14 protein-coding genes and 1 tRNA gene are annotated in these 12,124 nt (G+C 67.4%); 5 read left to right on the top strand and 10 right to left on the bottom strand.

What is annotated here, in order from left to right; translation table 11 throughout:
• Positions 1–53: 53 nt before the first annotated feature.
• Entirely contained in the window at positions 54–1,646 is a 1,593-nt protein-coding gene (locus tag AC1D1A_RS03625) for an ABC transporter permease (protein ID WP_476947160.1), read from the bottom strand.
• Positions 1,639–2,571 carry an ABC transporter ATP-binding protein gene (locus tag AC1D1A_RS03620; protein ID WP_476947159.1) on the bottom strand — a complete coding sequence of 311 codons (933 nt, stop codon included), beginning with the start codon at positions 2,569–2,571 and terminating at the stop codon, positions 1,639–1,641. Before AC1D1A_RS03620 ends, AC1D1A_RS03625 begins: the two co-directional genes overlap by 8 nt.
• Before the next feature lie 116 nt (positions 2,572–2,687).
• On the opposite strand from AC1D1A_RS03620, the gene AC1D1A_RS03615 reads away from it, so the two are divergent.
• Complete coding sequence (locus AC1D1A_RS03615) at positions 2,688–3,164, top strand: DUF1810 domain-containing protein (RefSeq protein WP_476947158.1); 477 nt, start codon at positions 2,688–2,690, stop codon at positions 3,162–3,164.
• On the opposite strand, the gene AC1D1A_RS03610 is transcribed toward AC1D1A_RS03615, so the two are convergent.
• The 4 genes from AC1D1A_RS03610 to AC1D1A_RS03595 all read right to left on the bottom strand — a co-directional run bounded on the left by AC1D1A_RS03610 (position 3,161) and on the right by AC1D1A_RS03595 (position 5,657).
• Complete coding sequence (locus AC1D1A_RS03610) at positions 3,161–4,309, bottom strand: EAL domain-containing protein (protein ID WP_476947157.1); 1,149 nt, start codon at positions 4,307–4,309, stop codon at positions 3,161–3,163. The genes AC1D1A_RS03615 and AC1D1A_RS03610 overlap by 4 nt on opposite strands.
• Positions 4,306–4,482: a DUF1059 domain-containing protein gene (locus AC1D1A_RS03605; RefSeq protein WP_162159079.1), complete on the bottom strand. Its 177-nt coding sequence runs from the start codon at positions 4,480–4,482 to the stop codon at positions 4,306–4,308. Before AC1D1A_RS03605 ends, AC1D1A_RS03610 begins: the two co-directional genes overlap by 4 nt.
• A gap of 133 nt (positions 4,483–4,615) precedes the next feature.
• Positions 4,616–4,993 (bottom strand): META domain-containing protein, encoded by a 378-nt coding sequence (locus AC1D1A_RS03600; protein WP_476870425.1) that lies wholly within the window; start codon positions 4,991–4,993, stop codon positions 4,616–4,618.
• Between the two features lie 70 nt (positions 4,994–5,063).
• Complete coding sequence (locus tag AC1D1A_RS03595; protein WP_476947156.1) at positions 5,064–5,657, bottom strand: DinB family protein; 594 nt, start codon at positions 5,655–5,657, stop codon at positions 5,064–5,066.
• A gap of 319 nt (positions 5,658–5,976) precedes the next feature.
• Between AC1D1A_RS03595 and AC1D1A_RS03590 the strand changes: the two genes are divergently transcribed.
• Entirely contained in the window at positions 5,977–6,354 is a 378-nt protein-coding gene (locus tag AC1D1A_RS03590; protein ID WP_476947155.1) for a LysM peptidoglycan-binding domain-containing protein, read from the top strand.
• A gap of 104 nt (positions 6,355–6,458) precedes the next feature.
• On the opposite strand, the gene AC1D1A_RS03585 is transcribed toward AC1D1A_RS03590, so the two are convergent.
• A tRNA-Tyr gene (locus AC1D1A_RS03585) sits at positions 6,459–6,540 on the bottom strand.
• A gap of 172 nt (positions 6,541–6,712) precedes the next feature.
• Entirely contained in the window at positions 6,713–6,967 is a 255-nt protein-coding gene (locus tag AC1D1A_RS03580) for a hypothetical protein (RefSeq protein WP_028276970.1), read from the bottom strand.
• Positions 6,968–7,163: 196 nt separating this feature from the next.
• On the opposite strand from AC1D1A_RS03580, the gene AC1D1A_RS03575 reads away from it, so the two are divergent.
• Positions 7,164–7,655 (top strand): YajQ family cyclic di-GMP-binding protein, encoded by a 492-nt coding sequence (locus AC1D1A_RS03575; RefSeq protein WP_018773569.1) that lies wholly within the window; start codon positions 7,164–7,166, stop codon positions 7,653–7,655.
• A 112-nt stretch (positions 7,656–7,767) separates the two neighbouring features.
• On the opposite strand, the gene htpX is transcribed toward AC1D1A_RS03575, so the two are convergent.
• Positions 7,768–8,637, bottom strand: coding sequence for a zinc metalloprotease HtpX (gene htpX / locus AC1D1A_RS03570; RefSeq protein ID WP_243181996.1), 870 nt, complete (start codon positions 8,635–8,637; stop codon positions 7,768–7,770).
• A gap of 70 nt (positions 8,638–8,707) precedes the next feature.
• Positions 8,708–9,979, bottom strand: coding sequence for an MFS transporter (locus AC1D1A_RS03565; RefSeq protein ID WP_476947154.1), 1,272 nt, complete (start codon positions 9,977–9,979; stop codon positions 8,708–8,710).
• Positions 9,980–10,081: 102 nt separating this feature from the next.
• On the opposite strand from AC1D1A_RS03565, the gene AC1D1A_RS03560 reads away from it, so the two are divergent.
• Complete coding sequence (locus AC1D1A_RS03560) at positions 10,082–10,549, top strand: Fur family transcriptional regulator (protein WP_026537503.1); 468 nt, start codon at positions 10,082–10,084, stop codon at positions 10,547–10,549.
• Between the two features lie 22 nt (positions 10,550–10,571).
• Positions 10,572–12,071, top strand: a complete 1,500-nt coding sequence (locus tag AC1D1A_RS03555) for a catalase (protein ID WP_223913739.1) — start codon at positions 10,572–10,574, stop codon at positions 12,069–12,071.
• Positions 12,072–12,124 lie beyond the last annotated feature (53 nt).

Raw genomic sequence — 12,124 nt, 5'->3', positions numbered from 1 at the left:
AATCTGATATTACCGCTGCCCCCTAGTGGCGAGTAGTGGCTGCTCTGGCCCGCTCACGGGGCCAGATCCCGGCGGCGCCAGCCGGCGTACCCCAGCGCGGCGAGCGCCGCGGCAGTCACCGTAAGTCCGAGCAACGGCCCGACGGCGCCGGAATCCAGGGGCAGCAGCGGCGAGTGCCGGAACGGGGAGAGCTCCATCAGCCACTCCGGGGCATTCCACAGCACGCCAAACTCACCAAGCGCGACGAAGAGCAGCAGCAGTGCCCAGACCGTCCCGGTGAGCCGGGGCGCCCAGCCGAACACCGCCAGCACCGCAGCGGTCATGACCCAGGCCGCGGGGATCTGGGCGGCAGCGGCCAGTGTGACGCGGCCAAGTTGGTTGGCATCGGCCAGGACGGTGGCTGCGCCGGCCCCGACCGACACTCCGGCCAGCAGCATGAGCACGGCGACGCCGGCCAGCGCCAGGGCGAAATGGCTGGTCGCCCACCGCGGCCGGGTGGTGGCGGTGCCCAGCAGTGCCTCGACGTGGCCGTCGGTCTCCTCGTCACGGAGCCGGCTGGCCGCGGACAGTCCGTAGGCAGCGGCCAGCAGTCCCATGATGCTGATCTCCGCTGCAATGAAGGCATCCGTCATGGCCTGGGTTCCGCCCAGCATCATGATCAGGTCCTGCGCGTTGGGCGAACTCAACAAGTCCATGACGTTGCCGGCCAGCGATCCGATCACCACGCCGAACACCACGAAGGCGACCGCCCAGGCCGCCAGCAGCCGGAACTGGAGCCGCACAGCGAGGTCCCCAACCCCGCGGAGCGAGCCGCGAGCCGGGCCGGGGCGCTCCTGGCGCAGGCCGGAGCCGAGGTCCCGACGGGCGCGGAGTGCCAGGGCCACGGGCACGAGTAAGGCGCACAGTGCCAGTGGCAGGGCGAGCACCCACCACTGGTCCCCGGCGAAGGCCCGGATCTGCTGGTTCCAGCCGATCGGCGAAAGCCAGGACAGGGCGGAGGGCCCCGGTTCGGCGAGGTCCCCCACCGCACGCAGCGCATAGGTCACGGCAACGACGCCGAGGCTCATTCCCGTGGCCGCCCGCGCGCTGGCCGTCAGCTGGGCGGTGACCCCGGCCACGGCACTGAATGCCATGCCGGTGGCGGCCCAGCCCAGTCCGAACGCGATCGAGCCGGCCGCCGGAAGTCCGCCGGCGGCCAAAGACACCGCAGTGACCAGCCCCAGGACAATGCTGGCTCCGAAGCTGATGGTGAGGGCGGCCGCGAGCGGCGCGTCACGGCCCATCCGGCCGCCGCCCAGGAGCTCGAGCCGCCCGGACTCTTCGTCGCTGCGGGTATGGCGAACGGTAATGAACACCATCAGGACGGCGAGGATGGCAGCCATGAACGCCGTGTACTTGATGAGGGACAAGGCACCGAGGGACGTGGGGTCGTAGACCCTGCCGAAGAGGGCCACGAGCGAGGCCGTGGCATTCAGGGCCGTCGCGGCCTCGACCCGGCTCCCCACATCGGGGTAGAGCTCGGCGCCGGCCACCGCGGTTGAATACGTTGTCGCGGCGAATCCGGCGATCCACGCCGGCAACAGCCATCGGTCGCGGCGGAGCCCGAGCCTGATCAGGACTCCGGTCCCCGCCAACGTTTCACGCATCGGCGGTGCGTCCGCTGCTCGACCCGGCCGCGGCCACGGGCACCGCAGGGCCGTAGTGGCGAAGGAAGAGATCCTCCAGGGTGGGCGGCTGGCTGGTCAGCGCGACGAGTCCCGCGTCGGTCAACGCCCGCATGAACGGGGCCAGGCCGGACGGTTCCACTTGGGCGCTGACGCGGTGGTTGGTGACGACGACGTCGTGCACGCCTGGCAGGGCATCCAAGCCCGCCGGTACCACCGCGACATCGGCAGTGACGGAGGTGCGGGTCAGGTGCCTGAGTTCATCAAGCCGCCCCGTCTCCACCACCCGGCCCTCACGGATGATGCTCACGCGGTCCGAAAGTGCCTCGGCCTCGCTGAGGATATGGCTGCTGAGCAGTACCGTGCGGCCCTGGTTACGCAGTTCCCGGATACAGCGGCGGAAGGCCTCCTCCATCAGGGGGTCCAGTCCGCTGGTGGGCTCGTCCAGCAGGAACAGCTCAGCGTCGGTGGCCAGGGCAGCGACCAGGGCCACTTTCTGCCGGTTGCCTTTGGAGTAGGCCCGGGACTTCTTGGTCGGATCGAGGTCGAAGAGCTCCAACAGCTGGGCCCGCCGGGCCAGGTCCTGGCCGCCCTGGAGCCGGCCGAGGAGGTCGATCACTTCTCCGCCGGTCAGGTTGGGCCACAACGCCACATCCCCGGGGACGTAGGCCAGGCGCCGGTGGAGGCTCGCGACGTCGCGCCACGGGTCAAGGCCCAGCACCCGGATGGAGCCAGCATTGGCGCGAAGCATGCCCAGCAGCAGGCGAATCGTGGTCGATTTGCCGGAGCCGTTCGGTCCGAGGAAGCCGTGGACCTCGCCCGCCTCGACTGAAAAGTCCAACCCATTCAAGGCAACCACGGGACCGAACCGCTTCACAACGCCGACCATCTCCAAGACATTCGCCATGGGGGACACGATACGCCCGGGATCGGCAATCCCGCCCCGGCCGAATGACCCCTTCGCCCGCGCGCGGCCTGTCGCCGTGCTGTCACTCCGGCACCGGGGGACGTAGCCTAGCGGGCATGGAAGACCCTTACGATCTTGAACGGTTCGTGGCGGCCCAGGACGCCGGCGGAACCTACGGGCACGCCCTGGCGGAGTTGCGGTCAGGCATGAAGAGGAGTCACTGGATGTGGTTCGTTTTCCCCCAGCTCGAGGGCCTGGGCCGCAGCGAAACCGCCCGGAAGTACGCCATCTCCTCCCTGGCCGAGGCCCGTGCTTACTGCCGGCACGGCGTCCTTGGCCCGCGGCTGCGGGAGGCCGCCGCCGCAGTGGCCGAACTTCAGGGGCGGTCCGCGGTGCAAATTTTCGGCGGCATCGACACCCGGAAACTGCACTCATCCATGACGCTGTTCCAGCGGGCCGCGCCCGGCGAAACCGTGTTCCGCGTCGTCCTGGACCGCTATTTCGATGGCCTGTCCGATCCCGCCACGGACCAGCTGCTGGAAGGCCAGTTGCGGGACGGACAACCCGGCGGCCCGGACCCGGCGGACGGTTAGCTGTCCGCGGCCAGCGCCGTGATCATCCGCTCCATGCGGGCGACGCCGGCAAAGCGGCCGGCGTTGTCCGTCACCAGCAGGGGGTCAAACCGGTTGGCCTGGGTCCGCGTCATGGAACGGGCCAGGGCCTCGCTGAGCGGAGTGTCCAGGTTGACCCGCATTCCCGGGCTCACGACGCCGAGGGCCGCCGCGGAGGGGTCGAGCACCGCAACGGGCCGCAAATGATCGCCCATCAGCACCACCGACTGCAGGGCCGGGTTGTCATCAAACGCGGCCGCCGCCGTCGCAGTGGTGGCGGCCGTCGTCGCGGGTTCCACGATGTCTCGGATGATGCTCTGGTGCGTCGCCGGGGGGTTGGACGCCAGCCGGTGGGCAACGTCGAGATCGATTTTTTCCCACGCCGGCCCGGGCCGGGCCAGGCAATACCCCTGCACCAGGGGTACGCCGAGGGCGACGAGGGCGTCCAGTTCCTCCACGCGCTCCACTCCCTCGGCCAGGATCCAGGCATCGACGCGGCTGGCAAAGGTTCCGAGCATGGAGATCAGGGCACGCTTGGCTTCGTCACGGTCAACATCCTGGATCAGTTCACGATCCAGCTTGATCAGCGAGGGCCGCAGGGCCAGCAGGTGCCGGAGCCCGGCATAGCCGGCACCGGCGTCGTCGACGGCGATCAGCGCGCCGGCAGCGCGCAGCTGGTTGAGGTCGGGCTCAAGCTCCAGATAGGAGTCGATCGGGGTCTGCTCTGTCAGCTCGACCACCAGTCCGGCGAGGTTTCCCTGGCCGCGCCAGATGCCACGGATCTCCTCCGTCAACAGCAGCTCCGGTGAGACGTTGAGGGTCAGGAAGCAGTTCGGCGGCAATGTGGGACGCGCCGCGAGCGCCGCCCGCAAGGCTGCGGCCTCGAGCTCGGCTGCCAGGCCATGCGTGCGCGCGGCGGCAAACCACACCTCAGGATTTTTTTCGGCGAAGCCCGGAAACCGGGCCAGGGCCTCATAGCCCACCACCGTGCCGCGCGCGGTATCAACAATGGGCTGGTAGGCCGCGGAAAGGCCAACACCCCGGCAGGCGGCCGCCAGTTGCTTCTCCCAATCCGGGCCCGGCGCGGCCCCGGCGTCGGGCGGGAGGCCGCCTGCCTCGTGAATCAACTAACGGGAACGATGGCTCTGTGGACCGACTGCACGACGTCGGCCGGCAGCTCCTCCAGCCCATGTGCGGACGCCGCGTGGGCGGCCACATTGACCAGAATTTCATCGTCGGTACTGCACACCCAGCGGGCGTCACAACCGGGAACCACATCACCACAGGCAAACGACTTCACGAATGCTCCTTCTTCTTCAACAGCGGACCGGACCACCCTACGTTGGCTCCGCACCGAAAACTGAGATTTAGCTTGCAGAAAAGCGGGGTGTTTGCCGGAACACGAACGCCCACAGAGTGCGAAGACGGCAATGTCACTGCTTGGCCAGGGTTCCGATCTTGTTACCGCTGTTGTCGTAGACGACAAGCACAGTCCCATCCACTTTGGCGGCGTGCGCCTGCGATAGCCACGTGTCGACGTCGTTGCAGGCCATCATGGTGGATGCGATCGGGCCGAAGTCGAAGGAATCGCCCGAAATCGATCCTTTGCCCGTCAAACGATTGCAGCCGTCCGTTCCTTGGAAGGAGCCGTCGTCGGTGATCGTCAGGTTGGGCTGATCTTTGACGGTCTGTCCCCAACTTCCGGCGAACGACTTCAGTGCCGGGCCGGAGCACCCCGTGATTGCCGCTAGCGCCATGCCGGCAACCAGCATGGCAACAACCAGCAGACCGCTTCGACGCAACCGACTCATGCCGCCATGCTAGTTGAGCTATTTCCCGCACGGAAGGATCATTCCGCCTCTCCGGGGCGCCTTCGGGCTCCTACCGGCCTGCCCCCGCTGCTTCGGCAGCGACGGCGGCAGCCTCGATGCGGGCCCGGTGCACGGCCCATTCCTCGGCGGTGCGCGGCGAAAGGTTCGGATCCCCGGGACGCTGGCCCGCGCTGCCGTCGATGAGTTCGCGCAGGATGTCGGCGTGTCCGAGGTGGTGGGCGGTCTCCACGCACATGTGCACGAGGATCTGCTGCAGGGTCACGTGCTTGCGCTCGTCCGGCCACCAGGGCACCACACCGGGCGCGTCGAGCGGGAGTTCGTCGATGGTGGCATCGCTGTGGGCCGCCGAGAGCCGGTGCAGCTCAGTGATCTGCTCCCGCGTCTCGCCCGGGGCTGCCCACATGTCCGCATCCGGCTCCGCGTCGTCGGCAAACCACGCCAGCTTCAGCTCGCTGGGACGGCCAAAGACCTCGCCAAAGTAGCCGAGTTCGACGCTGGCCACGTGCTTGACCAGTCCCAGCAGGTTGGTTCCCGTGGGCGTGAGGGGCCGGCGCACGTCATACTCGCTGAGGCCTTCGAGCTTCCCGAGGAGGTCTTGGCGCCGGGTGCGCAGGTAGGTGTGCAAGATCGCTTTGTCTTCCATGACCCGCACTATACCGAACGCGCGGGCGCTGCCTGGCAGAACAGCCTGGCAGAACAACGGGTTTCATAAAACGTATGGAATAATTGGCGCCAACGGGCCTCGGGGGGAGGCCCCGATCGACAGGACACCCAGGGTGAATCTCGATTCCGGTGCACATCGGGTCCGGCCCGCCGCAGTTCTCCTGGCCGCGGCTCTCGCCATTCTTTTGGCAGCCTGTTCTTCCGGCGCAGTGGCCCCGGACGGAGTTCCGGCGGGCCGGCCTGCGGCGTCCGCCCCCGCAACGTCCCCGGCGTCCGGAGGCCTGCGGGGGACGACCGAAGTGAACGGGTTCCTCCTGCCGATGCGCTACGCGGCCGTCGACGGCGACACCTGGGAGGGCATCGCCGCCCACTTCCGGATGACTCCGGAGATCCTCAGGAGCTTCAACGAAGCGGTGTCCGTTGCCGCAGGAGAGATTATCGACCTCAGGGGCGTGGACGTGCCCCAGCTAGGGGCCGGCGGCAGCGTGGCCGGGCAGGACGGGCAGGGACGGCTCCTGTACAGGGTGGGCGCCGGAGACACTCCCTCGGGCATCGCGAGCCGCTACGGCGTCCCGCTCTATGCTTTGCGGATAGCCAACCTGAACCTGTTGACCGGAGGCGAATGGATTCCGCCCGCCGGCACGACGGTAACCATTCCGAATCCCCCGGCCGACTGAGGCAGGCCTTTGAGGCAGGCCTTTGCACTGTGGAGACGGGCCGTTGGGCCGCGGACAAAGAAAAAGCCTCCGGAACCTAATGGTTCCGGAGGCTTCTCCAAGGGTGGCAGATGAGGGATTCGAACCCCCGTAGGCGTTGCCAGCTGATTTACAGTCAGCCCCCTTTGGCCGCTCGGGTAATCTGCCGAACTTCAAAAGAAGATCACTCGCGGTTTCCAGTCCCGGAACGCCTGTTTCCAGTCCGTTCCGCTTCCAGCACCCGCGGGCAAGACAACTTTACAGAACTTCCGCCGAAGAATCGAATCGGCGCCTCAGCAGATCATAAAAGGGCCGAAAAAGGGCCAAAATCCGCGGAATTTCAGGCCTCGCCGAGAATCCGCCCCGCCAGTCTTGCCTCGAATCGTGCCGCCTGCTCGGCGGTGACCTGGTTCAGCTCGACGGCACGGGCCAGGTCCGTGTGGACCCCGTCCATGCGGACTGATGCGTCGGCGGCCGGGCTCAGGATGATGGACGCCGCCAGCGCGGCGGCGGCAACGGAGCTCGCCGTCGCGGCCAGAGTGCTGGCAGCGGCGGCGGTAGTGCGGTTGACGTAGCGGACGGCTTTTTGGTGCATGTTCTTGCCTTTCAGCAGCGGTTCCAACTCTTGCAACTCTGGCCAGCCCGGCTTCGTTCCCGCCGTGATTGAGCTATGAGCGGACTGTGAAACCCGGGCCGCAAGGCCGGCCGCCACATCGGGGGCATCCGTACTAGTCTGGAATGCAGACATCCCGGCCTCACGCAGGCACCCGGCAAACATCAGGAGGAAAGTCATGGCAGGCGAATCCACGTTCGACGTCGTCAGCAAGGTAGACAAGCAGGAAGTCGCCAACGCGCTGAACCAGGCGCAGAAGGAAATTGCCCAGCGCTACGACTTCAAGGGCGTCGGCGCCGAGGTCGATTTCAGCGGCGAGAAGATCCTGATGAAGGCCAACTCCGAGGAGCGGGTGCTCGCGGTGCTCGATGTGCTGCAGTCCAAGCTCATCCGCCGCGGCATTTCGCTGAAGTCCCTCGACACAGGTGAGCCCTACGCCTCCGGCAAGGAATTCCGGCTCGAGGCCTCCATCAAGGAGGGCATCGCCCAGGACCTCGCCAAGAAGATCAACAAGTTGATCCGGGACGAGGCCCCCAAGTCCGTCAAGTCACAGATCCAGGGCGACGAGCTCCGGGTGACCTCGAAGTCCCGCGATGATCTCCAGGAGACCATGAACCTGCTGAAGGGCTTCGACGAGGCCGACCTGCAGTTCGTTAACTTCCGCAGCTAGCGGCCCGTCCGCGGCGCAAATTTGCGCGTCGCGGAAAAGGGCTGGCGACGGTGTCGCCAGCCCTTTTGCGTGTCGCGGAACTACTCGCGCGTCGCCAGAGCCGCAGCCTGCCTCAGCTGAGCGGGCGCCCGGCCATCCGCTCCAGCCGGCCGATCCGCTCGGCCATCGGCGGGTGGGTGGAGAACATCTTGGCCACGCCTCCGCCTTTGAACGGGTTGGCGATCATCATGTGCGAGGCGTTGACCAGCCGCTGGTCCTGCGGCAACGGCGCCAGCTGCACGCCCTGCTCGATCTTGCGCAGGGCGGAGGCGAGCGCCAGCGGATCTCCGGTCAGCGACGAGCCGTCCTCGTCGGCGTCGTACTCCCGTGTACGGGAGATGGCCATCTGGATCAGGGATGCGGCGAACGGGGCCAGCAGGGCCATGGCGATCGCGGCGAACGGGTTCGCATTGCGGCGGTCCCCGCCGCCGAACAGCAACATCATCTGCGCCACCGAAGTGATGACGCCGGCGACGGCGGCCGCCACCGACGCCGTCAGGATGTCCCGGTTGTAGACGTGCATCAGTTCATGCCCCAGGACGCCGCGCAGTTCGCGGGCGTCCAGCATCCGCATGATGCCCTCGGTGCAGCACACTGCCGCGTTCTGCGGGTTCCGGCCGGTGGCGAAGGCATTTGGCGCCATGGTGGGCGAGACGTAGATGCGCGGCATCGGCTGGTTGGCCCGGCCGGACAGCTCCCGGACGATCTGGTACAGCTGGGGCGCCTCGGCCTCCGTGACGGGATAGGCCTGCATGGCACGGATGGCGAGCTTGTCGCTGTTCCAGTACCCGTAGGCCGTGGTGCCGACCCCGATCAGGGCCATGATCCAGATCGGCGCCGCACTGCGGGTCCCCGCGGCGATGAACGCCCCCAGGCCCAGCAGGACCGCCCACAGCACTCCGAACAGCGCCGCGGTCTTCAGTCCGTTGTGATGCTTGTGCACTGGTCCTCCTGATACGTGTACTGCAAGCTGATGCCCTGTAATTCACTGACCTACCAAGGAAAACGAACCGCTACGGCACCGGGTTCCGCGCGTCGTACCGCAGGAATCCGACCTGCTGGCGGGCCAATATCCAGGCCACAGCAATGCACAGCACGCCGCCGAGAAGCAGGACCCACCCCTCGTTCAAAAGTTTAGTCGCGCCGCCGGCCAGCATGTCCCCGATCCGGGGTCCGCCGGCGACCACCACCACAAAGACGCCCTGCAGACGCCCGCGCAGATGGTCGGGGGTGGAGGCCTGCAGGATGGTGGTCCGGAAGACTGCGCTCACGGAATCCGCGATGCCGGCCAGCGCGCAGCACAGGGCGGCGGGCAGCAGCCACATGCCCACGCCGTCGTCGCCGGAATGACCGGCCAGGACCACCACCAGGCCGAAGGCCGCCACCGAGCCGCCCCAGCCCATCACGGACCACACCACCGCGGCCCCCTGCCGGCGGACGCCGCCCAGCGGCCCCGAGAACAGGCCGGCCAGGAACGCCCCCACGGCCATCGAGGCCAACAGGATCCCCACTGTGGCCTCACCGCCGCCGATCATCAGAGCGCCGATGGCCGGCAGGAGCGCCCGGGGCTGGGCAAAGATCATGGCCACGAGATCGATCACGAACGTCATGCGGAGGTTGGGCCGGGTGCCAAGGAAACGGAACCCCTCCACCACGGAACGCAGCCCGGCCGGCCTGGCGTGCTCGCCCGGCGGCATGGAAGGCAGTTTCAGGAGGGCCCAGAACGCAAACGCAAAGCTGATGACGTCGATCGTGTACGTCCAGCCGAACCCGGCCCACGCCACGAGCACGCCGGCCAGCAGCGGGCCGGCGGTCATGGTCAGCCCGAAAATCATCATGCTCAGGGCATTTGCGGCCGGCAGCAACTCCTTGCGCACCAGCACCGGGATGATGGCGCTGCGGGCCGGCTGGTTGATGGCCTGGGCGCCGCTCTGGACCGCCACGAGCGCATAGAGCAGCCACACGTTGCCCACTTCCAGCCACGCCTGGAGGGCCAGCGCGGCGGTGGTCAGCCAGAGGACGGACGAGGCCAGGAGGGCCACGGTGCGGCGGTCATGGGCGTCGGCGATCGAGCCGCCCAGGAGGCCGCCAAAGACCAGCGGCACGAGGGCGAAGAGACTCAGCAGGCCCACGTAGAGGCTGTCCTGGGTCAGCCGGTAGACCTCCAGGCTGACCGCCACCAAGGTCAGTTGGCTGCCCAGGGCGGAGACGGCGGACCCAAGCCACAGACGGCGGAAGGCCGGACTTTCACGCAACGGCGTGATGTCCGCCAACAATTTCTCCACCGGGCAACTCTAGTGGCGAACCGGGAGTGCCCTGTGACACGGCCGGACAATATTAGCCACGCCTTATTGTGAGGCAGTCATAATAAGTGCTTGAATGAGGGTATGACGGATTCCTCGGGCACCCACGACGCATGGGCAGCCGCCCTGCGTGCCCACGGCCGCCGGGTGACCAAACAGCGCCTGGCCGTGCTGGCCGCCGTCGAACATCACCCGCATTCGCCGGCAGAGGCAATCCTTGCCGCCGCCCGGCAGGAATTGCCGGACCTGACCGCCCAGTCCGTCTACGTGGTCCTCGGGGACCTCACGGATCTGCACATGCTGCGCCGTTTTGAGCCCCCGCACTCCCCCGCGCTGTACGAGACGCGGGTCGGGGACAACCACCACCATGCTGTGTGCATCAGCTGCGGCCGGGTGGAGGACGTCGAATGCGCCGTGGGCCACGCGCCCTGCCTGACCCCGCACTGGAACGCGGACGCCAAGCCGATGACCATCCAGATCGCGGACGTGCTGTACCAGGGCATCTGCCAGGACTGCCAGCGAACCCAACAGCTTCCCTCCGAACGAAACTAAGAAACCCAACCCAAGGAGAACTATGACTGAGATCATCTCTGCGCCCGCCGTGTCCACGACACAGTCCGGGGCTCCCGTCACTTCCGACGCCCACTCCAAGTCCGTCGGCGCCGACGGCGCGATCATCCTGACCGATCACTATCTGATCGAGAAGCTCGCGCAGTTCAACCGCGAGCGCGTCCCGGAGCGCGTCGTGCACGCCAAGGGCGGCGGCGCCTTCGGTACCTTCAAGACCACCGAGGACGTCTCGAAGTTCACCAAGGCCGCACTGTTCCAGCCCGGTGTTGAGACGGACATGCTCATCCGTTTCTCCTCCGTTGCCGGCGAGGCCGGCTCCCCCGACACCTGGCGCGACCCCCGCGGTTTCGCCGTGAAGTTCTACACCACCGAGGGCAACTACGACCTCGTCGGCAACAACACTCCGGTGTTCTTCATCCGCGACGGGATCAAGTTCCCGGACTTCATCCACTCCCAGAAGCGCCTCCCCGGCACCCACCTGCGCGACGCCGACATGCAGTGGGACTTCTGGACCCTCTCCCCCGAGTCCGCCCACCAGGTCACCTGGCTCATGGGTGACCGCGGGCTGCCGGCCTCCTGGCGTGAAATGCAGGGCTACGGCTCGCACACCTACCAGTGGATCAACGCCGAGGGCGAGCGCTTCTGGGTCAAGTACCACTTCAAGTCCAACCAGGGCGTCAAGTCCATGACCGGCGACGAGGCCGAGGCCCTTGCCGGCGCCGACGGCGACTTCTACATCCGCGACCTCCAGGAAAACATTGCCGCCGGCAACTTCCCCTCCTGGGACCTCCACGTCCAGGTCATGCCGTACGAGGACGCCAAGACGTACCGCTTCAACCCCTTCGACCTCACCAAGGTGTGGCCGCACGCGGACTACCCGCTGGTCAAGGTCGGCACCATGGAGCTGAACAAGAACCCGGAGAACTACTTCGCGCAGATCGAGCAGGCCACCTTCGCGCCGTCGAACTTCGTGCCGGGCATCGCCGCCTCCCCGGACAAGATGCTGCAGGCCCGCATCTTCTCCTACGCGGACGCGCACCGCTACCGCGTCGGCACCAACCACGCCCAGCTCCCGGTGAACCTGCCCAAGAGCCAGGTCAACAACTACAGCCAGGACGGCGCCGGGCGTTACCACTTCAACGCCCCGTCCGTTCCGGTGTACGCACCGAACTCCGTGGGCGGCCCGGCTGCCGTTGAGCCCGGCGTTGCGGGCGGCGGCTGGGAGAACGACGGCGAGCTCACGCTCTCCGCGCACTCCCTGCACGCAGAGGACGGCGACTTCGGCCAGGCCGGCACGCTGTACCGCGAGGTGTACAACGACGGCGAGAAGGCCCGCCTGCTGGAGACCGTCACCGGCGCCGTCAGCGGCGTCAAGAACGCCAGCATCAAGGAACGCGCCATCGCGTACTGGACCAACGTCGACGCCGAATTCGGCGCCAAGCTGCGCGCCAACCTCGGTGCCGGCCAGGTTGAGTCCGACGCCGAGGCCGCCAACAAGGTCTGATGGTTGCATCGAACGTTGCCTGACGGCCGGCCTTGACGGCCGCCTGGGCGGCC

This window comes from Arthrobacter sp. P1_B9, assembly GCF_056406495.1.
The sequence above is the reverse complement of the archived record's forward strand: the minus strand, read 5'-3'. Positions and strand labels throughout refer to the sequence as shown.

Bases quoted from the DNA above. Each gene is read 5' to 3' on its own strand.
- AC1D1A_RS03625 (WP_476947160.1), bottom strand. From the start codon at position 1,646: ATGCGTGAAACGTTGGCGGGGACCGGAGTCCTGATCAGGCTCGGGCTC.
- AC1D1A_RS03620 (WP_476947159.1), bottom strand. From the start codon at position 2,571: ATGGCGAATGTCTTGGAGATGGTCGGCGTTGTGAAGCGGTTCGGTCCC.
- AC1D1A_RS03615 (WP_476947158.1), top strand. From the start codon at position 2,688: ATGGAAGACCCTTACGATCTTGAACGGTTCGTGGCGGCCCAGGACGCC.
- AC1D1A_RS03600 (WP_476870425.1), bottom strand. From the start codon at position 4,993: ATGAGTCGGTTGCGTCGAAGCGGTCTGCTGGTTGTTGCCATGCTGGTT.
- AC1D1A_RS03595 (WP_476947156.1), bottom strand. From the start codon at position 5,657: ATGGAAGACAAAGCGATCTTGCACACCTACCTGCGCACCCGGCGCCAA.
- AC1D1A_RS03580 (WP_028276970.1), bottom strand. From the start codon at position 6,967: ATGCACCAAAAAGCCGTCCGCTACGTCAACCGCACTACCGCCGCCGCT.
- AC1D1A_RS03575 (WP_018773569.1), top strand. From the start codon at position 7,164: ATGGCAGGCGAATCCACGTTCGACGTCGTCAGCAAGGTAGACAAGCAG.
- AC1D1A_RS03560 (WP_026537503.1), top strand. From the start codon at position 10,082: ATGACGGATTCCTCGGGCACCCACGACGCATGGGCAGCCGCCCTGCGT.
- AC1D1A_RS03555 (WP_223913739.1), top strand. From the start codon at position 10,572: ATGACTGAGATCATCTCTGCGCCCGCCGTGTCCACGACACAGTCCGGG.